This is a genomic window from Streptomyces sp. NBC_00663, from assembly GCF_036226885.1.
GTDB lineage: Bacteria > Actinomycetota > Actinomycetes > Streptomycetales > Streptomycetaceae > Streptomyces.
In genome coordinates, this window is sequence record NZ_CP109027.1 from 459,642 (window position 1) to 479,311 (window position 19,670).

Consider the following 19,670-nt stretch of genomic DNA (forward strand, 5'->3'; position numbering starts at 1 on the left):
GCACCGGCTCACGTGCTCCCGTAGCGCTGCTTGGCGGTCTCGCGCAGCCGGTCGAGGGAGTCACGGGGGCTGAGCGCGTCGTCGGCCAGTTGGTCCAGTGCCACGCGGTACTGCTCGGTCTCGTCGCGGTCCTCCAGGAACGTGGCGCTCCTGATGTGCTCCAGATAGACGATGTCCGGAAGGTCGAAACCGCCGAAGCGCAGGTACGTGACCGGGATGGCCGGTGCGGACGCGTTGGTCACGTCCAGGGGTACGACCTGGATGACGACGTGCGGGCGCTCGGCCATCGTGACGAGATGCTCCAGCTGTTCGCGCATGATGTCGCGGCTGCCCAGCACCCGCAGCAGCACCGACTCGTCGACGACCGCCCACAGCTGCGGGGCGTCCGGCCGGTGCAGCAACTCCGCCCGCTTCATGCGCAGTTCCACGCGGCGGTTCACCTCGCGGCTCGGCGCCGAGGGCAGGCCACGCTCCACGATGGCGCGGGTGTAGGCCGGTGTTTGCAGCAGCCCGGGGACGTACTGGATCTCGAACGTACGGATGAAATCGGCCGCTTCCTGCAAACCGACGAGCCGGTCGAACCACTCCGGCATCAGCCGCTTGTCGAAGCGCTGCCACCACCCGGGCTCACCGGCCCGCCGCAGCAGTTGCAGCAGGACGGACGCCTCGTACTCGTCCGTCTTGTACATGTCCAGCAGCGCGCGGACATCGGCCTCGGTGGGAGGCCGGCGGCCCTTGCCCGCCTCGATGCGGGACAGCTTCGCCGGGCTGAAGCCCACGGCCCGCGCCGCCTGTTCCTGCGCCATGCCCGCATCTTCACGCAGGCCCGCCAACTGCACGCCGACCAGCATCTTCAGCAGGGTCGGCGCGGGCTCGCTCCGTTGCAGGTACGGCTCGAGCCGGGAGACGCGCGGTGAATCCGAGGGCATCCTGACTCCCGGTGGGCAGAAGGCAACAGCCTGCATTATCGCACCAGTTAGCCCCCGCGCGCATGATCCGGGGCCGATCCCGGCGCGGGTGGCGCCGGTCCCCGCTCACATCAGCTCGTCGAACTCTCCGTCCTTCACCCCGGCCAGGAAGGCCGCGACCTCGGCGGACGTGTAGACCAGCGCGGGGCCATGCGGATCACGGGAGTTGCGGATCGCCACACCTCCCTCGGCCAACGGCGCCACCTCGACGCAGTTGCCCTCGGCGTTGCTGTGCCGGCTCTTGGTCCAACGGACGCCCAGTGAACTCGCTTGCACCCCGTTCGGAACTGATGGCACCGCAGCCTCCTCGGGTACGACTGGCTCGATCCATGCGCGCAATTTCTCGTGAAATTGCACGGACTGGCTTCTGAGGTGGATAATAGCCCCCGTCGCCAACACCCGTACGGACGCCCCGTCCTGACGCCCTGACGCCACCTCAGGAGATGCCGTGTCGCAACCCGCGCGCCCAGCACCCTGGTCTGGCCCGAAGGTGATCCCGGCACCCCCGGCCACACCGCGTTCCGCCGCACCCGGCTCCCCCGCCGCTCGCACCGCGCGCCGAAGCGCCACCCTGCGCCTGCCCGGCAGCAACGAAGGATGCGCACTGGCGCGCGAGTTCACCGATCGTGTCCTGGGCGAGTGGGAGCTGGACGAGTGCCGGGACGACGCGCTGACCGTCGTCTCCGAACTCGCCGCCAACGCCGTGCTGCACGGCCGGAAGAGCGACACACCCGGCGACGCCGACCCCGACGTATGGCTGCGTCTCACGCGCCGTGAGGCCCATCTGGTGTGCGCCGTGACCGACCAGGGCGACGGACTTCCCCGTGCGGCCCACGCACCGGACACGTTCAGCGAGCACGGCCGGGGCCTGTTGATCGTCGAGGCCCTGTCGCAGCACTGGGGCTGGACTCGCCACACGCCCTCGCGCAAGACCGTCTGGGCCATGTTGCCCACAGGGGGCGCCTGAGATGCAGCCGCTCACCGAGCTCTCCAGCGGTGAGGAAAGCGTGCGACGGTCCGATCAGGCCACCACGCTCCGGGACGTCGGACTCGTGCCGTGGGGTGACATCGAGGACTCGACAGGGTCCGCCGCCGCCATCCCCTACCTGCTCGCCGCCATCGCCTCGGGCGACGCGGCCGCCGCGCACGACGCGCTGGGCCGGCTGCGGCACCGCATCTGCCGGAACGGCTTCGTCGTCGGACAGGCGACAGCCGTCACGGTCCCCTTCCTGTGGGATCTGGCCCGGCGCCCGCAGACCACCTGCCGTGCACAGATTCTGCGTCTGCTGCGGAACATCGCCGACGCCCGGCAGTGGGAGATCATGGCCGCCGCCTACCCGAAGCTCCGCCGCCACGGAGACCACGTCGAGTGGGAATCGGCCGCCCGCCGCGCCGTGCGCGCCCAACGCGGCGCCATCCCACGGCTCCTGGCCGAACGTGACGACGAACTCGTGGACGCGACCAAGGCGCTCGCCGCCATGCTGGCCGACTGAGGACCACGACGGCCCACACGCTGCCCGCGCCCCCTCCTTGGCAGTGCTTCCGGCAGCCGGCCGTCATCCGGCCCCGAAACGGTTGCGGACGCGGCCCAACGATGCGGACAGAACCTTCCGGGGCGAAGGACGGACCGAGGGTGCGCCCGCCCTGCCTCGGTGTCAATGGGAGACGGGCTCGCCGTCAGGGGAGTTGGGGGAGAGAGGGGACGTCTTTGCGGTCTCGGTGATGACGGCCGCGATCTGGCTGCGTGAGGTGAAACCCAGCTTGGCGAGGATGTGCTCGACGTGGGTGTCGGCCGTGCGTGGCGCGGGGAGCGCGCACCTGCGGGAGTCGGGCGCCCCCGACGGCCAGTTCGGCCAGGTCCTGCGCGGGCAGGGCGGTGCCGTGGGTGTAGAGGTGGGTGAAGTGTTCGGCCCCGAGGGCGTGCATCAGGTCGTTCTCGGTGGCCTTGTGCAGGCCGTTCAGCCCTGGCTCGCCCCACAGCAGCCTGCCGACCTGGCGCCACAGGGCTCCGGCGCCTCCCAGCAGTGCCGTGGACAGTTCGTGTTCGCCCTTGCTGTACGCCACCCAGGACAGATACTCCACCGTGACGGCGACGCTCATGGTCTCGCCCTGTTCCAGTGCCGAGCGCAGCACGGTTCGGCCCAGGTCGCGGGCGGCGTCCAGGTCACCGGATGCCCACAGGCACAACACCTTCATGATCAGCAGACGGTTCCGCCGCCATCGTTCATGTGGAATGTGGGTCAACTCCCGCAGTCCCAGCTCGACTTCCGCCAGTGCGGAGAAGTCGTGGTTCGCCTGAAGCAGTGTGCGGGCATGGTCGTAGGCCGCCATAGCGCTAGGGACGTTACGGCCCCACGCGGAGAGCTCGATGGGCTTGGCGGCCGCGGCGCGCCCCCTCAGGAAATCGTCGTCCAGCAACTCGGCGACTTCCCCGCACCGGCGCACCAGTTCGCGGGCCGACGGGTCGAACTGCACCATTCCGTAGTAGGCGCCGTGCCACAGCGCGAGACCGTGCTCGGGGGTCGGACGCGGCTCGGCGATGAGTGCTTTGTCGACCCACCGTCGGGCCTCGGTGAGCCGGCTCTTGCACAGCCACAGCCACAGCCCGGCGAGGCCGTTGACGATGCGCAGTGCGGCCTCGTCGCCGGGGTGGGCGGTGGCGAAGGCCATGGCGAGACGGAAGTTGTCCAGGTCGGCGGCGAGCCGTTCGCCCCACGCCATCTGCTGGTCTTCGAACCATTCCTGGCCCGCCTGTACCGCCAGGCGCAGGAAGAACTCCTGATGGCGCCGTGCGTAAGTCTCGTTCTCCCCACTCGCCTTGAGGTTTTCGGCGCCGAACTCCCGGATCGTGTCCAGCATTCGGTAGCGCTGTTGTCCCGGGCCGTCCAGGGACTGCACCACGGACCTGTCCACGAGCGAGACCAGCAGGTCCATGATGTCGAACCCGTCGAGGGCACCCCCGTGGCAGACGTCCTCGACCGCGGTCTGGGTGAACCCGCCGGCGAACACCGACAGGCGCGCCCACAGTGCCCGTTCGGCGGGGCTGCACAGGTCATGGCTCCAGGCGATGGCCGCACGAAGCGTCTGATGGCGCGCCTGCACCGAGCGCGCCCCCGCCAGGATCTCGAAACGCAGGTCCAGGCGTTCAAGGATCTGTTCCTGCGGCATGGCGCGCAGGCGTGCCGCGGCCAGCTCGATGGCCAGGGGGTATGCCCTCCAGACGCCGGCACAGGGCGAGAACCTCGGCGCGATTGTCGTCGCACAGCTCGAAGGACGGACGGGCGGCCCGCGCGCGGGCCGTGAAGAGCTTCAGCGTGTCGTTGTTCGTCTCGTCGGAGGTGGCGTCGGGCAGCGGCATGGGGCCGATCGGCAGCACGAACTCCCCGGTCGGCGCCACGGGTTGACGGCTGGTCAGGAGCAGGGTCAGATCGGCGGTGCTGCCGACGAGGATGTCGGCAACACCGCCATCGCGTCGACCAGGTGCTCACACGTGTCCAGGACCAGGAGTGCGCGCTTGTCGGAGAAGTACTCGATGAGCTGGTCGATCGGCTCCAGTCCGGCCGCTTCGGGCACGCCGACCGCGGACGCCACCGTGTCCGGCAGGAACTCCGCGTCCCGCAGTCCGCTCAGCTCGGCGGTGCTGACGCCGTCGGGGAACCACCCGGCATGCAGCTCCTGGCCGGCCTGAAGGGCCACCCGCGTCTTGCCGTCTTGCCCACCCCGCCCGGCCCGGTGAGCGTGATGACGCGGGCGTTCTCGACCGCCGCCCGCACCATGGCCAGCTCTTCCACCCGGCCGATGGACCCGGTGCGTCCATGCCGGTATCCGGAGCGTGCCCATCCCCACCGTTCGCCTTCGCTGCGTTGCGTCACGATGACAGATTGTGCAGTATCCGCGGGTCCTTGACCCCGGTTCCGGGGCACTCGGGACGTCCGCCCGGTGACCACCTGGCCACCGCCCAGGAAACGGTCAGGAACCCGCGGGTCGCCTGTAAGGCGGAGCAGGGACGCCGGCACGGCGGGTGAGCGAGGATCTTGTGGATCTTGCGTGCCACGATGCCGGGACACCACCCCCGCATGTCGATGGGCAGGAGCAGGCCATGATCAGCGGTGCGCATGTCATCGTCTACAGCCAGGACGCCGAGCAGGACCGTGCGTTCATCCGTGACATCCTCGGTTTTCCCGGCGTCGACGCGGGCGGCGGGTGGCTCATCTTCAAGCTGCCTCCGGCCGAGGTCGCCGTACACCCCACCGATGGCCCACCCCGGCACGAAGTCTCTCTGATGTGCGACGACCTCGATGCTCAGCTCGCCGAGTTCCGCGCCAAGGGCATCGAGATCACCCGCCCCGTCAGCGAACAGCGCTGGGGCCGGCTGACGGCGATCCGGCTCCCCAGCGGCGCCGAACTTCCGCTCTACGAACCGCTGCACCCCGTCGCCCACGACCTGTGATCCCGCAGCGGCGACACATCGGAGGAGCACCGTTGAGCACAGAGGCGAAGCAGGAGCCCCACGCCGCGCAGCACTGGCGTCATTACGACCCGCTCAGCCTGCACCCGATCCTGTTGCATGCCATGGAGGCGTTCAACGAGCACGGCTATCACGGCACTTCGGTGCGTGACATCGCGGGCCGGGTGGGAGTGACGGTCCCCGCGCTCTACTACCACTACGAGAACAAGCAGGCCCTTCTCGCGACGCTGCTGGAGACGTCCATGACGGACGTGCTCGACCGCTGCCGGGCCGCCGCGGCCGAGGCGGGCGACGATCCGGTGCCGCGCTTCTGCGGCATGGTGGAGTCGATCGTGCTCTACATGGCCCACCGCAAGGGGCTGGCGTTCCTGGACACGGAGATACGCAGCCTGGACCCCGGCAACCGGGCCCGGTACGTGGCGCTGCGCGACTATCTGGAGCACATGCTGCTGGACACGGTGAACTCGGGAGCCGCGCAAGGGGTGTTCACCACGCCGATCCCGGCGGACGCGGTGCGCGGGGTGCTGATCATGTGCCAGGGCGTGGCCAACTGGTACCGGGCCGAGGGCCCGCTCACCGCGGAGGAGGTCGCCCGCAGACACGTACTGCTCGCCCTCGGAACCGTGGGGCACACGGGTGCCGGCACGGACAAGGCGTTGCTCAAGGGAGCGGCACTCTGACGGAGGGAACCGGCACTCAGGGACCGGCGTCCATGGAGGAAAAGATCACCCATGGGCGCGGAGGAGCTCTCGATGACCGGCGCAGCCACCCGTTACCTCTATCTCGTCCGGCACGGTGAGGCACTGCCGGACGAGAGCGGGTTGACCGAGGGCGGCCGACGGCAAGCCACACTCCTCGGCCGACGTCTCCGCGGCATCCCCTTCACAGCCGTCCACCACGGTCCTCTGCCGCGGGCCGAACAGACCGCACGCCTCATCGCCGGCCAGCTGAAGGGCGTCCCTCTGCACGTATCGGAGGTCGCCGGCGACTACGTGCCGTACCTACCGGAGAAGGAGGAACTACCGGCGGAATCGGCGGACTTCTATCTCCGCTTCCTCGCCGGAGCCGGCGAGGAGGAGCGAAAGCACGGACCCGCGCTGGCCCGCCAGGCTCTCGATCTGTTCACCGGGGCGGTGCCGGACGAAGAGGACCGGCACGAACTGGTCGTCACCCACAACTTCCTGGTCGCCTGGCTCGTCCGGGACGCCATGCACGCACCGAAGTGGCGTTGGCTCGGCCTCAACCACGGCAACGCGGCCCTCACCGTCATCCGCTACGCGCCCGGTCGCCCCGCCTCCCTCCTCGTCAGCAACGACATGCGGCACCTGCCGAGCGAGCTGCGCTGGACGGGCTTCCCCGCCCAGCAGCACATTTGAACCGGCCAGACCTTCCCGCCCGGCCTCCGGTCAGGAATGGAACCGCCATCGCCCCTCAGAGATGACGTCCACCTCGCCGTCCCTGACCCGCACGGCCGTCTCGTCGTCGAGGAAGTAGATCGGAAAGTCGGCCCGCGCGACGATGCGATCGGCCCAGGCGTCGTCCCGCTCGGGGAAGTTCGGCGAGTACAGGTGGGGCTTGAGATACCAGTCGAAGAGCCCGAACGGCGGCTCCACGGTCGTCGCGCCGAGCACGTGGAGGTCCGTGGTGTCCCCGATGACGTCGGCGGAGTGTGCGGTGAGATGACGGCTGAAGATCATCGATCCGGCGCTGAATCCCACATAGACCCGGCTCTCCAGCGCCTCCCGGAAGCTGTCGGCCAGGCCGTTGCCGGTGATGCTGCGCGCGAGGTGGTACTGGTTGCCGCCGCCGACGTAGATGACGTCGGCGTTGAGCAGCCGGTCGAGCACCATCCGGCGGGGCAGGCCGTTCAGTTCCAGGACGTCGAACTCCCGCCAGCCCAGGCCGTGCAGCCGGTGCATGTCGGCGAGGAACCACCCGTGGTCTCCGGGTTGGGCGACCGACGCCGTGGAAACGTAGACGACGTTCGCCGATCCGAACGGCCTGCCCACCATGTCCCGCAGCGCGTCCCGCTCGGTCTCATTGCGCAGGCCACTGGCCGTCAGCAGAAGGTTCATCGGGCGAGCCAAGCACGAGCCACGGACCGGCGCAACGAACCCGGGCCGCGGTCGGCGGCTCCGGGACCCACCCACCCGGACAGGGTTCAGGCCAGCTTCTTCAGCTGTGCGTCGAGGACGTCCTGGGGGATGGCCGGCGGCTGGATGGGGTTCAGGGACAGGAAGGTGGCGATGGTGGAACCCTGGCGAACGACCAGGACGGTGACGGGGATCTCGGGCCCCGCGCCGCCGTCGACGACAACCTGGCTGGCGTCGAAAGCCAGGGCCTCGTCCCCGTAACCGGAAACCGAGCGGGGCCGCGCACCGGAGTACCCCAGCCCGGCGCCGGGAAGCGCGTCCGACGGACGCATGTCGGCGGTGGTGCACTTGCCGAGCGCCGCCCGCAGTTCGGTCATCACCGTGCCCGCGTCGGCACGTGTGTAGGAGGCCAGGCTCACACTCGCGTGCTGCCCCATGCTGTCGGAGTCGGACACCACGTCCTGGGCGACCTGGGCCGTGAAGTCGTGCAGGCTGCCCAGTTGTGCGGCCGCGTAGACGGGCCGGCATTGCGCGGGCGTGACGGCACGGTAGGTCGTCAGACTGTCGTGGTCCACCGGGCTGCCCTTGCCCGAGACCGTGGTGACGCCGTAGCCGGGCACGTCCGGCGCGCTCAGCGCCAGACGGTCGAGGGCCTTCTGATCGAGCCCCTTCCCGCCCGCGGAAGCCGGTGCACCGGAGGCCTGCTGCGATGCCGTACCCGTGGACACGCCGGACCCGGGCTTCGCACCTCCCCCGGCGCCGCCCCCGCCGGCCGTGCCGCACGCGTCCACCAGTGCCAGCACCGCCGCCACACCCACCGCCGCAACGACCCGTCTTCTGGCCGCAGAACCACGCATCATCCACCCCACCCCCGGGGGCCACTTCCGGGCACACCCGCACAAGAAGCCCTGGTCATATGCCCGGGCTGTCGCTCGCAGGGAGCTTAGCGGGAGCCTGTGAAGCCTCCGCACCAGGTAGTTCAGGCCCGTACCCGCATGGGGGCGAGAAGGTGGCCCGGCGAGCGGGACCGCGGTCAGCGCATCGCACCGCCTGGGGCCGTCCGCACGGCTCTGTGGCCTGCCGCCGCGTTCAGCGCGTCGCGGACCTGGCCCGGCAGCGATCGGCGATGCGGCCAGTCGACGACGGGACGTACACCGGCGCGGGCGACGACCACGCCCAGGGCCTGGTCGATGACGGTGTGCACGTCACCATCCGCACCCTCCAGCCCGCCGGGGTTTCCCGCACCCGCGGCCGTGCGCACTGACTCGGAAGTACCAGCGGCTTCATTCCTCCAAGGACTCCGGGGCAGCGCGACAGGCAAGATACCGATCGAAAATCTCCTGACTGTCGGGAGTGAAGGTCCACTGCCGCAGAGCTCGCAGCAGCTCGGACTCGGTCAGCCACCCGTGCCAGGCCACCTCGCCCGGGTCGCGGGCGAGGGCCTCCGCGAGCACGGCATCGCACACACCGAGCCAATGCGGGCTGAGCCCCACCCGGTTGAGGAACCTGAACCGAAAGCACACGGTCGCCTGCACCCCCAGCTCCTCACTGAGCTCGCGCGCAGCCGCCCGCTCATAGGACTCGCCGACTCCCGCAGCGCCCCCGACACCCAGTTCGTAATGCCCGGGATAACGGGACAGCTGCTCGGCCCGCCGGTGGACGAGAAAGCGGCCTCGCCCATCGCGGCAGACCACCACGCCAACCCGGTGCAGCCACCCCTCCCGCACGGCCTGCCTCCGGCTCACCACTCCCAGCACCTGGTCCTGAGCGTCGACACGTTCCACGAGTTCATCCACGACCCGCACGGTCCCAGACACCACTGACACACGACCGAATTGCCCAACGGTCGGGCCGGGGGCGCACTTCGGAACCGTCCCCCACCGCCGCCGACCCGGCGGTAGCGTGATCGGCGTGACGGCTGAGCGCGAGACCACGGAGGGCGAAGCCCTGGTCGGCGGCATGGTGAACGTGGGCGCGGTCTTCCGTCACGGTGCCGTGGTGGAACGCCCGGCGCCGCGCACCGCACGGGCCCTCCACGCTCATCTCCTCGCACTCGCGGAGCACGGGTTCGACGCGGCGCCGAGGCCGATCCGGCTGACCGCAGACGGCCGTGAGCAGCTGACCTTCATCCCCGGCGACGTCGCTCTTCCGCCGTTTCCGCACTGGGCGATGACGGAGACCGCGTTGAGATCGGTGGGCAGTCTGCTGCGGCGCCTGCACGACGCGAGTGCGGCCATCGCGGTCGACGCATGCGCCGAGTGGCCCCGGTCCCTGGCCGATCCGGAGGGAGGAACGATGCTCTGCCACAACGATGTGTGCCCGGAGAACGTCGTCTTCCGCGACGGCCGAGCCGCGGCCCTGATCGATTTCGACCTGGCGGCCCCCGGCCGAGCGGTCTGGGACGTCGCCATGACCGCGCGCTACTGGGTTCCCATGCTCGATCCCACGTCCGCGGCATATCTGCATCCCGCGGGGCTGGATGCCCCGACACGCCTGCGCATCCTCGCCGACGGATACGGCCTCTCCCCGCAGGAGCGCGCCGAACTGCCCGGCGTCGTCGAACAGGCCACCGCGGCCTGCCGGGCCTTCGTCGCCGATCGAGTGGCCGAGGGTGACCCCGTCTACACCAAGGCGCTGTCCGAACGCGGTGGTTGGCAGCGTTGGGACCGCATCCAGGAGTGGCTGGGGACCCACCGTGACGTGTTCACGGCGGCCCTGTCGAGCTGACAGGACGGCTCAGTTCTCCTTGAAACGGCGCGGCTTCAGCGGCTGCACCGGCTGCATCGGCTGCATCGGCTGCGGGACAGTCGGCTCGTGCCTCGGCGTCGGGTCCTGTCGGGGCAGCAGGAGCGGTGTGGTCAGGATGAGCAGTCCCACGACCGTGAGAGCGGTACGCGGACTCGTGGCGTCGGCGAGCAGCCCGGTGAGTGCGGTGAGGACGGCGATGGATGCCTGCTGTCCGATCGACCAGGCCGACAGGGTGCGGGCGACGAGATGCTGGGGGGTGTGCTCCAGCCGGTAGGTGGCGAGCACCGGGCCGTACAGGCTCATGTTGACGATGATCGCCAGCTCGACGGCCATCACGGTGATGAGACCGACGATGCCGGGACGGACCAAGGCCAGGCCGATGAGCCAGATCGCACGCAGGGTGCCCACGGCGCGGAAGACCCAGTGCCGGCCGAACCGGGCCACGACACGGCGGGCCAGCCGGGAGCCGATCAGGCCGCCCAGGCAGGGGGCGGCGAAGGCGAGGGCGTACTGCCAGGGCGGGAACCCGAGTTGGCGAAGCAGGAGCACGGCCAGCAGCGGCTCGGTCGCCATGATCAGACCGGAGACGAGCATTTGGTTGAGGTAGAGCGGCCGCAGACCGGGGTGGCCCATGATGTGTCGCCAGCCGTCGAGCAGTCCGCCCGCCCGCGCCCGGCTCTTGCCGGTCGCGTGCGGTGCCTCCTCCTGGCCGCCGATCGCGGTGATACCGAGAGCGGAGAGCAGGTAGCTGATCGCGTCGGCCACCACGGTGGTGACCGGCCCGAACAGGCCGATCGCCGCCCCTCCCAGCGGTGGCCCCACCGCGATCGAGCTCCAGTTCGTGGACTCGAACCGCGCGTTGGCGACGAGCAGGTCGTCCGGCCGTACAAGGACCTTGAGGTAGGCACCACTGGCCGCGTTGAACGCGATCTTGGCCGCGGCGACCACGGTCGAGACCACGAGCAGTTGGACGAAACCGAGCCATCCGAAGGCGTAGGCAAGGGGGATCGTCGCCATGGCCGCGCACCGGGCCAGATCCATCATGATCATGACTGGGCGTTTGCGCCGGAACTCCACCCACGGCGCGAGCGGCACCGCGATCAGCGCACCCACCGCGGGCCCCACCGCGGAGAGTGCGGACACCTCGGCGGGTCCGGCATGCAGCACCAGCACGGCGATCAGCGGCAACGCACCGAACCCCAGCCCGGACCCGTACGCGCTCACCGCGTACGACGCCCACAGCCAGCCGAACGGCCGGCCCAACCGTCTCCTGCCCACCATGCTCAGCGCACTCCCCTCGGGCCCCGCCCGGACAAACCCACGTTGACCGAAGAGAGACAAGCGGGCAGGACAGTGGCAGGTCAAACAACCGACCGGCTGGAGCTCCACAACCATTGGTTGTTCACTAAGGTGGCTCGGCGTGGATCTCGAAGCAGTACGCACCTTCGTCGCCGTCGCCGAAGCGGGCCAGTTCCAGAAGGCCGCCGACGATCTGTCGATCACCCAGCAGGCCGTCTCCAAACGCGTCGCCACGCTGGAGCGCACCCTCGGCGTGCGGTTGTTCACCCGGGCCGCGCGCGGTGCCGAGCTCACCATCGACGGTCAGGCGTTCCTCCCCCACGCACGCGAGCTGCTGCGCGTCGCCGAGCGTGCGGGCGCCTCCGTGCGCCCCGGCCGCCGTCCGCTGCGCGTCGATGTGATCGCCTCGCGCAGCGCGCAGTCCCACCTGATGCGCGGCTTCCATCGCGCACACCCCGACATCGACCTCGACGTGGTGATGCTGTTCGACATCGAGACCGCTGTCGCCGCCATCCGCTCCGGCACGATCGACGCGTCCTTCCGGGCCGTCGCCGCGCCCGGCCGGCCTCTCCCCGAGGACATCGAGTCCGTCCGCGTGCTCGACGAACCGCTCCAACTCCTCACCGGCCCCGCCCACGCACTGGCGGGCGCCCGGTCGGTGACCCTCGACCAGCTCACCGGGCACCGCATCTGGATGCCCGGCATCGCCCCCGGAACCGAGTGGGGCGCCTACTACGACGACCTCGTCGCCGAGTTCGGTCTCACCATCGAGGTGACCGGGCCCAACTTCGGCTCCGACGCGCTCCTCGACACCATCGCCGACACCCCGGCCCTGGCGACCTTCATGGGCGAGCACACCCGTCTCATCTGGCCCGCCGACCACGGGCTGCGGCGCATCCCGGTGACCGACCCGGCCCCCGTCTACCCGCACTCGCTGCTCTGGCACCGCGACAACCCGCACCCTGCGCTGGCTACCCTCCGAGCCCACCTCGCCGCCACGACACCCGGCCACGGCGCCGACGGGACCTGGGTGCCGGACTGGGTGACTCCACGCTGACCGCCCCGCCCGCTCCGCCCACTCGGCGCCCGCGCCACCCGCTCGGCCCGCCCGACGCAGGCGGTCAGCTCGTGGTCGGCGGAAAACCCATTGCCGTTGGCCCGCATCGGATGGTTGATTGTTCGGCCACCGATCAGCGGAGGGCGCATGAGGACGTCCGTGAAGCGGCCTGGGCGGGTCGCAGTCATCGGAGTGGGCATTCTCGGAACCGCCGTCGGCTGGAACCTGTCCCGGCAGGGTGCCGAGGTGGTCTTCGTCGACGCGGGCCGGCCGGGCGAAGGGGTCACCAACTGGTCGTTCTCGTGGGTCAACGCCAGCAACAAGACCGTGCGCAGGTCCTACTTCGACCTGAACGTCGCGGGCATGGCAGCGCACCGTGCGCTTGCCGAGGACATCGGGCCGGACGCGTGGTGGTATCCCAGCGGCCATCTGCGCTGGGCAGGCGATCCCGCAGCGCAGACGAAGCTCCTGGAAACCGCCGAACTGCTGGCCGGCTGGGACTACGGGGTCAAGGTGTGTACGGGCGCCGAGGCGCGCCGCCGCCTCGAACCCGCTGTCACGATCCCCGACGAGGTCCCCGTCGTGGTCTACCCCGACGAGGCCTGGGTGCACGGACGCCGACTCGTCGGCCGTCTCGTCGGGCAGGCCGTCGCGGCAGGCGCCGAGCACCGCTTCGACACCGCCGTCCGTGACATCCGCACCGGCGCCGACGGAGGCGTCCGGACAGTCGCGCTGTCCGATGGGAGCAGCCTCGACGTCGACATCGTCGTGAACGCGGCGGGCCCCAGCGCCTCCCATGTCGCCGGGCTCGTCGCTCGCCACTTGCCGATGCGTCGGGAACCCGGCATCGTCGCTCGGATCGGCTGTGCCCGGGTCCCGGTCCACCGGGCCATGCATGCGCCTCGGATCGAGATCCGACCTGACGGAGACGGTTCGGTGGTCCTCCACAGCCGTGAGGTCGACGCGCTCATCGACACGGGCGAAGATCCGGCCGAACTCGCACGGTTGCTCCACGACATGGCGCGGCAGGTCGTTCCCGAACTCGCCAACTCCCGCATCACACAGGCACGGGTGGCCAACCGGCCCATCCCAGCCGACGGATTCCCCTCGGTAGGAGCGGTGCCGTCCGTACCGGGCTACTACGAGGCCGTCTCCCACAGCGGCATCACGCTCGGGCCGATCATCGGCCGACTGCTCGCCGCAGAGATCCTCACCGGGAAGCGAGATGCCATGCTGACCGACTTCCGCCCGGAGCGGTTCCACCCGTGACAGCCCGGGCGCCCTTCAGAGTCCGAAGAGGGCTGTGGCGTTGTCGTGGCACACGGCCCGCAGCCACTCCTCCCCCAGGCCCAACCGCTCCAGAGCCTGGAGCTGATGCAGGTACGGGTAAGGGATGTTGGGGAAGTCGGAGCCGAACAGAATGCGGTCACCGAGCTCGCCGAGCCGGGGCAGGGCCTGGCGCGGGAAGGGCATGAACCCCTCGCAGAAGTCGGTGAACGCCATGGTGGTGTCCAGCCGCACCTGGGTGTACCGCTCGGCGAGGCCGAGGAAGTCCTCGTACTCGGGCATTCCCATATGCGCGATGATCAGCCGTAGTTGCGGGTGTCGGGCCAGCACCCGCGCGATCGGCTCCGGGCCGGTGTGCTTGCCGGGCGCGGGGCCCGAGCCGCAGTGGATGACCACGGGGACGCGGGCCTCTGCCAGCAACCCCCAGGCCGGCTGGAGGAGTTCGTCGGCCGGGTCGTAGGCCCCTACTTGTACGTGCGCCTTGAACACGCGCGCACCCGCTTCGACAGCCTCGCGCACATAGGTCTCGACACCCGGCTCGGGGTAGAGGGTGGCGGTGTGCAGACAGTCCGGGGTCCGGCGGGCGAATTCGGCCGCCCAGTCGTTCAGCCAGCGGGCCATACCGGGTTTGTGCGGGTAGAGCATCGAGGTGAACGCCCGCACACCGAACTCGCGCAGCACAGCCGCCCGTTCCGCCTCCTGCTGCCGGTAGGTGATCGGCCACTCCAGCCCGCCGGTCAGCGGCCCCAGCGCGTCGAAATAGGCCCACACCTTGCGCAGGACACGCTCGGGCATGAAGTGGGTGTGGACATCGACGAGTCCGGGAAGCCCGAGCCCCTCCCAGAAACGGCGGACCTCACCGGCTTCCGTCTCCAGAGCCAAGGCGGCGTCGGCGTCACTCGTCGCGCCTGGCGGATGGGCGTGGCCGACGGGCGCCGTGGGGTGATCGTTCACGTCACCCACGATCGCCTGCGGCGAGGGGGTGGGTCCAGCCCCTTGCGCCCGGACGCGTGAGTGATCCATCACGAGTCGGTCCCACGGACAGCAAGTCCGGCGACGCAGGCGGTGCGCCGCGATGCGAGTTCCGGTCGGTTGAACCGCCATGAGGCCGTCTGCAAGGTTGCCGAGAAGACCACCTTGTTCAGCTCGGTCATCCGGTCCCAGGACGCGTCACGTGCCTGTTCTGAGTTGCTGTCGGCACAGGACGTGCGAAGACACGACCCCTTCCCCGAAGCCCGTCACGAGGCAGACCAGTCATTTACGTCCAGGTTTTCCTGCACGGTCAGGGCCTGCGAGTCGCGAGAGACCTTCCTCTGGGCGCTTCTCGCGCCCCACTGTCTGGCCCTCTCGAAGTAGCTGGAGGACACATTGAGCCGCTGGGCGGCGGCGCGATCACTGCGTCAAGCCGTGTTTCGCTGAGCGACAGGGCCCATCCGCCTACCTCGTGTGGGGAAGCCGTCTTCCAGCCAGGTCGCAGGGTGTTGATCAACCCAGTTGACCGCGTAGTGAAGGGCGCGAACCCTGCCAGCTGTCACAGTCTGAGTGTCTCCCCGCCGGCCAGAGGTCCCTTGTTTTCGCGTGAGGGGAGCGCACGACTGAGGTGCCATGCACCGGATCCTCTTCCGCTGGCGGCTCGGCGCGATCCCGGTCGTGTTCGGGGTCTCGGTCCTGACGTTCGTCCTCACCAGTCTGGTAACGAGGCCGGCGCCGCCCTCCCCGCCCACCCCGGCATCCGCAAGATGAGCTTCACCGGCTCCCCCGCCACCGGCACCGCCGTCATGGAGGCCTGCGCCCGCAACCCTCGTACCCCTTCAGCTGGAGTTGGGCGGCAAGTCCCCGCAGATCGTGCTGCCGGACGCGGACCTGGCCAAGGCCGTACCGGCGATCGTGCGCAGCATCGTCATGAACAGCGGCCAGGTCTGCGCGGCCGGCTCCCGCGTCCTGGTCCACTCCTCCCAGCACGACCGGCTCGTGGCCGAACTCGCCGACGCCTTCCGCGCCGTAAGGGTCGGGATGTGGGACCAGCCCGTCGCCATGGGCCCTCTCATCAGCGCCCGGCAGGAGAGGCGGGTGCTGGACCACCTGGCCATCGGCCGTGCGGAGGGCGCCGAAGTGGTCGTCGGGGGCGGGAAGTTGACCGGCGCTCCCTACGACAACGGCTACTTCGTGGAGCCGACCCTCTTCGTCCGGGTCACGCCGGACATGCGCGTCGCCCAGGAGGAGATCTTCGGCCCCGTGCTCTCCGTCGTCACCTACGAGGACGAGGAGGAGGCTGTCGCCCGCGCCAACGGCACCCGCTACGGTCTCACCGCCACCGTCTGGACCCAGGACGTCGGCCGCACGATACGGCCGGCCCGCCGGGTCCAGGCCGGGCAGGTCGCCGTCAACACCCTCGGCGACGGCGGCCCCAACGGCGCGATCGGCGCGCCCTTCGGCGGCTACAGGCACAGCGGCTTCGGCCGCTCCATGGGGCCCGACTACCTGGAGGACTGGACCCAGGTGAAGTGCGTCGTCATCAACTCCGCCTGAGCGCGGGCGCATCGCCTGCGGGGTTCGAGCGGCGGGCAACGCGTCCAACCCCGAGGACGCTCAACACCGCTCGAACCACGCGGATCAACGCAGGCCGGCGAAGAGATCGTTCTCGGGTACGGGCGCGTCGGTGGTGTCCTGGACGCGTACGAAGGTCTCGATGCCCATCAGCTCGCCGAACCGCTCCTTGCCCATCTTGAGGAAGAAGATGTTCTCGCCCTGGCTGGCGTGCGCGGCCAGGGCGTCGAACTTCTGGCCGCTGAAGCCTGTCGTGTCCACCCACGTGGTGATCTCGTCGTCGGGGAGACCGATCTCGGCCAGCGCGGCGGCCTCGGCCGGGTCCGGCTCCGGCATGTCCTCATGGAACTCGCGCATGACCTCGCCGAACCGCTGCATCATCGAGCGGGGCGCCGTCGTCCAGTACACCTTCGGTGACAGTTCGGTCATCTCCAGCGCCGCCATCGTGATGCGGTGGGCCTGGATGTGGTCGGGGTGGCCGTAGAAGCCGTTCTCGTCATAGGTGACGACCACGTCGGGCTGGTAGTGCCGCATGAGTTCCGCGAGCCGCGCCGCGCCTTCCTGCACAGGGGTCTGCCAGAAGGATCCGGGGGCGTCGTTGCCGGGCCAGCCCATCATTCCGGAGTCGGCGTAGTCCAGCATCTCCAGGTCGCTGACCTTCAGGACGTCACAGCTGGCCTCGAGTTCCTGCCGGCGCATCAAGGCGACAGCCGCCGGATCGTGCCCGGGATCGCCCGGCTTCACACCCCCCGGCCCGTCCCCGCAAGCGCCGTCGGTACAGGTCACGAGAACCGTGCGGATGCCTTCCGCCGCGTACCGCGCGAGGACCCCTCCCGTGCCGGTGGCCTCGTCGTCGGGGTGGGCGTGCACGGCCATGAGAGTCAAAGGGCGGTCAGTCATGACGAAGTCCTCCAGCGAAAATACGTCTTGGTCCACAGAGCACGGCGGATACACCGCGACCTCGAGGATCGGCTACTGGTGGGGCGGATGACCTTACGGTCCCCTGTTCCCCACCCATGCGGCGCCGGTCCCTCGCTCGATGCAACCTTCCCGGTCGGACCTGGTGTTCCCGACGCGGCCCCTTGGCTTGTTTCATGCGCAGGTGCAAGCAGCTCCTGAGGGGTCCCGTCGAACCGGCGACACTGATCGACGGCGCTCATCGGCGGCGCTCATCGGCGGCGAGCGCCGAGACATCCCGAGGACCGCCGACTCGGGGGGGGGGCTGCCGACGTCGGGACTGCGGGTCGGGCCGCCGCCCCTCGCCCATCACCCATCGCTCCTCGTCCGGTCCACCGTTTCGGCCCGCAGCCGCATCGATAGGACACGCCTATACGGGGCATCGATTTTTGGTCGTGGACCCCCCGCGCCCGGCCCGGGTTCACTGTGGCCCAAAGCTGGCGCGGACCGATCGGGCTCGGTGGCGCGCGATCAGGGAGGCTGCAATGACGCATACCCCGGGCAACGGACGAGCCGAGCAGGCCGCGCGTATCGCGGCCGAGCCGTGGTACCGGCAGTTGTACGTCCAGGTGCTGGTGGCGATCGTGATCGGCATCGTGCTGGGCTGGCGGTGGCCGGATCTGGCCACCGACATGGAGCCGATCGGCACGACGTTCATCACCGCGATGAAGATGCTGATCGGACCGATCGTCTTCCTGACGATCATCGGCGGCATCGCCGGCATCGCCGGCGTCGCGGATCAGCCCTGTGAGCCACCAGGGTTAGGGACTTGGGGACGACAGGTCGAGTCGTACGGGGTCGTCGCGGGCGCTTTGCGGCGTGCCGCGGCGATCCTGCGTACGTGCTTTTCCGTGTCCGGTACGTGCACGTGCACATGCACGTGCACCGGCCCTGCGTGACCGGTCTCCGGGATTTCGTACCCTTGCGGCATGCGCATGCGTCCCACCCTGAGCTGGACCCCTGCCGAGGATCTGCCGCCGGCCACCACGGATCTGGGCCCGGTCGTGGATGCCCTGAGCGCCGGCGGTGTGCTGGTGCTCAGCGGGGCGGGCATCTCCACGGAGTCGGGCATCCCCGACTACCGGGGCGAGGGCGGGAGCCTTGGCCGGCACACGCCGATGACCTACCAGGACTTCACCGCCGGCGCCCAGGCCCGCCGTCGTTACTGGGCACGCAGTCACCTCGGCTGGCGCACCTTCGGTCGGGCCCGCCCCAACGCCGGGCACCGGGCGGTGGCGGCCTTCGAGCGGCACGGCCTGCTCTCGGGGGTGATCACCCAGAACGTGGACGGGCTGCACCAGGCCGCGGGCAGCGCGGATGTCGTCGAGTTGCACGGCAGCCTGGGCCGGGTCGTCTGCCTGTCCTGCGGTGCTGTCAGCTCGCGCCGGGCGCTGGCCCTGCGGCTGGAGGAGGCCAACGCGGGCTTCGCACCGACGGCCGCCGGAATCAACCCCGACGGTGACGCCGACCTCACCGACGCACAGGTGGGCGACTTCCAGGTGCTGCCCTGCCTGAGCTGCGACGGCGTCCTCAAGCCGGACGTGGTGTTCTTCGGTGAGACAGTGCCCTCGACGAGGGTCGAGCAGTGCCGCCGGCTGGTCCGCGACGCGAGATCGCTTCTGGTGCTGGGCTCTTCCCTGACCGTGATGTCCGGTCTACGGTTCGTCCGCCAGGCCTCCCAGGCCGGCAAACCCGTGATCATCGTCAACCGGGACCCCACCCGGGGCGACCCGCACGCCCTCACCCGCGTCGCGCTGCCGTTGGGAGCAGCGCTGACCACCGTGGCCGACGCCCTGAACCTGACCGTCGGCACGGAGCCGACCGCGGAACGAGCCGGGGAGGCCTGAGCAGGCCCACGCCTTCTTCGAGTGCCGCCGGGGCCGCCTGTCCATGGGACGCCTCGGCCGCTGGAGGCCGTTCCGGAACCGCCTGCACGCCGCCGCGGTGCTCGACACACCGCGGCGGCGTACGTGGGTTCGACTGGCCCCCGAAGCCCGGGTACCGGGCCGGGATCAGGCGGGGGTGATGTTCTCCGCCTGCGGGCCCTTCTGGCCCTGGGTGATGTCGAAGGTGACCGCCTGGCCCTCCTGAAGCTCACGGAAGCCGGAGGCGTTGATGTTGGAGTAGTGCGCGAAGACGTCCGGACCGCCGCCGTCCTGGGCGATGAAGCCGAAGCCCTTCTCGGAGTTGAACCACTTCACGGTTCCGCTGGCCATGCTGATGCCTCTCAGTCGATGTCAGGAACC

At 70.0% G+C, this 19,670-nt stretch carries 23 protein-coding genes and 2 pseudogenes; 13 read left to right on the forward strand and 12 right to left on the reverse strand.

The window, feature by feature from the left end; all coding sequences use genetic code 11:
• Positions 1-8: 8 nt before the first annotated feature.
• Both OG866_RS02205 and OG866_RS02210 read right to left on the reverse strand, forming a co-directional pair.
• Positions 9-929 (reverse strand): helix-turn-helix domain-containing protein, encoded by a 921-nt coding sequence (locus OG866_RS02205; RefSeq protein ID WP_329331553.1) that lies wholly within the window; start codon positions 927-929, stop codon positions 9-11.
• Between the two features lie 105 nt (positions 930-1,034).
• On the reverse strand, positions 1,035-1,265 hold the full coding sequence (locus tag OG866_RS02210) for a DUF397 domain-containing protein (protein ID WP_329331554.1): 231 nt from the start codon (positions 1,263-1,265) through the stop codon (positions 1,035-1,037).
• Positions 1,266-1,458: 193 nt separating this feature from the next.
• On the opposite strand from OG866_RS02210, the gene OG866_RS02215 reads away from it, so the two are divergent.
• Both OG866_RS02215 and OG866_RS02220 read left to right on the forward strand, forming a co-directional pair.
• The gene (locus OG866_RS02215; protein WP_329331556.1) at positions 1,459-1,935 is read left to right on the forward strand and encodes an ATP-binding protein; all 477 of its coding nucleotides are present in this window, start codon (positions 1,459-1,461) and stop codon (positions 1,933-1,935) included.
• Position 1,936: 1 nt separating this feature from the next.
• Complete coding sequence (locus tag OG866_RS02220) at positions 1,937-2,461, forward strand: hypothetical protein (RefSeq protein WP_329331557.1); 525 nt, start codon at positions 1,937-1,939, stop codon at positions 2,459-2,461.
• Positions 2,462-2,645: 184 nt separating this feature from the next.
• Here OG866_RS02220 and OG866_RS02225 read toward each other — a convergent pair whose 3' ends face one another.
• From OG866_RS02225 to OG866_RS02235, 3 genes are read right to left on the reverse strand one after another with little or no spacing between them, the layout of a single operon-like run.
• Positions 2,646-4,136, reverse strand: a complete 1,491-nt coding sequence (locus OG866_RS02225; protein WP_329331558.1) for an ATP-binding protein — start codon at positions 4,134-4,136, stop codon at positions 2,646-2,648.
• A complete protein-coding gene (locus OG866_RS02230; RefSeq protein WP_329331559.1) occupies positions 4,114-4,365 on the reverse strand; it encodes a hypothetical protein in 252 nt (83 codons plus the stop codon). The genes OG866_RS02225 and OG866_RS02230 overlap by 23 nt, the downstream gene beginning before the upstream one ends.
• A 26-nt stretch (positions 4,366-4,391) precedes the next feature.
• Complete coding sequence (locus OG866_RS02235; protein WP_329331560.1) at positions 4,392-4,664, reverse strand: hypothetical protein; 273 nt, start codon at positions 4,662-4,664, stop codon at positions 4,392-4,394.
• 403 nt (positions 4,665-5,067) lie between these two features.
• Between OG866_RS02235 and OG866_RS02240 the strand changes: the two genes are divergently transcribed.
• The 3 genes from OG866_RS02240 to OG866_RS02250 all read left to right on the forward strand — a co-directional run bounded on the left by OG866_RS02240 (position 5,068) and on the right by OG866_RS02250 (position 6,812).
• A complete protein-coding gene (locus tag OG866_RS02240; protein WP_329331561.1) occupies positions 5,068-5,418 on the forward strand; it encodes a VOC family protein in 351 nt (116 codons plus the stop codon).
• 32 nt (positions 5,419-5,450) lie between these two features.
• Positions 5,451-6,116, forward strand: coding sequence for a TetR/AcrR family transcriptional regulator (locus OG866_RS02245; RefSeq protein WP_329331562.1), 666 nt, complete (start codon positions 5,451-5,453; stop codon positions 6,114-6,116).
• Positions 6,117-6,188: 72 nt separating this feature from the next.
• Entirely contained in the window at positions 6,189-6,812 is a 624-nt protein-coding gene (locus OG866_RS02250) for a histidine phosphatase family protein (protein ID WP_329331564.1), read from the forward strand.
• Between the two features lie 30 nt (positions 6,813-6,842).
• On the opposite strand, the gene OG866_RS02255 is transcribed toward OG866_RS02250, so the two are convergent.
• Positions 6,843-7,511 carry a Type 1 glutamine amidotransferase-like domain-containing protein gene (locus tag OG866_RS02255; protein ID WP_329331565.1) on the reverse strand — a complete coding sequence of 223 codons (669 nt, stop codon included), beginning with the start codon at positions 7,509-7,511 and terminating at the stop codon, positions 6,843-6,845.
• An 86-nt stretch (positions 7,512-7,597) separates the two neighbouring features.
• Positions 7,598-8,389, reverse strand: a complete 792-nt coding sequence (locus tag OG866_RS02260) for a hypothetical protein (protein ID WP_329331566.1) — start codon at positions 8,387-8,389, stop codon at positions 7,598-7,600.
• A 266-nt stretch (positions 8,390-8,655) separates the two neighbouring features.
• Here OG866_RS02260 and OG866_RS02265 point away from each other — a divergent pair, with 266 nt between their 5' ends.
• Positions 8,656-8,793, forward strand: coding sequence for a hypothetical protein (locus OG866_RS02265; protein WP_329331567.1), 138 nt, complete (start codon positions 8,656-8,658; stop codon positions 8,791-8,793).
• A gap of 19 nt (positions 8,794-8,812) precedes the next feature.
• Here the strand turns inward: OG866_RS02265 and OG866_RS02270 are convergent, their stop codons facing one another.
• Positions 8,813-9,325, reverse strand: coding sequence for an NUDIX domain-containing protein (locus OG866_RS02270; RefSeq protein WP_329331568.1), 513 nt, complete (start codon positions 9,323-9,325; stop codon positions 8,813-8,815).
• A gap of 163 nt (positions 9,326-9,488) precedes the next feature.
• Between OG866_RS02270 and OG866_RS02275 the strand changes: the two genes are divergently transcribed.
• Positions 9,489-10,256, forward strand: coding sequence for a phosphotransferase enzyme family protein (locus OG866_RS02275; protein ID WP_329343884.1), 768 nt, complete (start codon positions 9,489-9,491; stop codon positions 10,254-10,256).
• 9 nt (positions 10,257-10,265) lie between these two features.
• Here OG866_RS02275 and OG866_RS02280 read toward each other — a convergent pair whose 3' ends face one another.
• A complete protein-coding gene (locus OG866_RS02280) occupies positions 10,266-11,558 on the reverse strand; it encodes an MFS transporter (RefSeq protein WP_329331569.1) in 1,293 nt (430 codons plus the stop codon).
• A gap of 139 nt (positions 11,559-11,697) precedes the next feature.
• Between OG866_RS02280 and OG866_RS02285 the strand changes: the two genes are divergently transcribed.
• Both OG866_RS02285 and OG866_RS02290 read left to right on the forward strand, forming a co-directional pair.
• Positions 11,698-12,633: a LysR family transcriptional regulator gene (locus OG866_RS02285; protein WP_329331570.1), complete on the forward strand. Its 936-nt coding sequence runs from the start codon at positions 11,698-11,700 to the stop codon at positions 12,631-12,633.
• 147 nt (positions 12,634-12,780) lie between these two features.
• Entirely contained in the window at positions 12,781-13,902 is a 1,122-nt protein-coding gene (locus tag OG866_RS02290) for an NAD(P)/FAD-dependent oxidoreductase (RefSeq protein WP_329331571.1), read from the forward strand.
• 15 nt (positions 13,903-13,917) lie between these two features.
• Here the strand turns inward: OG866_RS02290 and OG866_RS02295 are convergent, their stop codons facing one another.
• Positions 13,918-14,874, reverse strand: coding sequence for an amidohydrolase family protein (locus OG866_RS02295; RefSeq protein ID WP_329331572.1), 957 nt, complete (start codon positions 14,872-14,874; stop codon positions 13,918-13,920).
• Positions 14,875-15,425: 551 nt separating this feature from the next.
• Between OG866_RS02295 and OG866_RS45205 the strand changes: the two are divergent.
• Both OG866_RS45205 and OG866_RS02300 read left to right on the forward strand, forming a co-directional pair.
• A pseudogene (locus tag OG866_RS45205) lies at positions 15,426-15,701 on the forward strand (hypothetical protein); the annotation flags it as partial.
• 25 nt (positions 15,702-15,726) lie between these two features.
• A pseudogene (locus OG866_RS02300) lies at positions 15,727-16,449 on the forward strand (aldehyde dehydrogenase family protein); the annotation flags it as partial.
• 84 nt (positions 16,450-16,533) lie between these two features.
• On the opposite strand, the gene OG866_RS02305 reads toward OG866_RS02300, so the two are convergent.
• Positions 16,534-17,367 carry a PIG-L family deacetylase gene (locus tag OG866_RS02305; protein ID WP_329331573.1) on the reverse strand — a complete coding sequence of 278 codons (834 nt, stop codon included), beginning with the start codon at positions 17,365-17,367 and terminating at the stop codon, positions 16,534-16,536.
• 542 nt (positions 17,368-17,909) lie between these two features.
• On the opposite strand from OG866_RS02305, the gene OG866_RS02310 reads away from it, so the two are divergent.
• The gene (locus OG866_RS02310) at positions 17,910-18,323 is read left to right on the forward strand and encodes a cation:dicarboxylate symporter family transporter (RefSeq protein ID WP_329331574.1); all 414 of its coding nucleotides are present in this window, start codon (positions 17,910-17,912) and stop codon (positions 18,321-18,323) included.
• A gap of 30 nt (positions 18,324-18,353) precedes the next feature.
• The gene (locus OG866_RS02315; protein WP_329331576.1) at positions 18,354-19,271 is read left to right on the forward strand and encodes an NAD-dependent protein deacetylase; all 918 of its coding nucleotides are present in this window, start codon (positions 18,354-18,356) and stop codon (positions 19,269-19,271) included.
• Between the two features lie 165 nt (positions 19,272-19,436).
• Here OG866_RS02315 and OG866_RS02320 read toward each other — a convergent pair whose 3' ends face one another.
• Positions 19,437-19,640, reverse strand: a complete 204-nt coding sequence (locus OG866_RS02320; protein ID WP_059190954.1) for a cold-shock protein — start codon at positions 19,638-19,640, stop codon at positions 19,437-19,439.
• Positions 19,641-19,670: the final 30 nt, after the last annotated feature.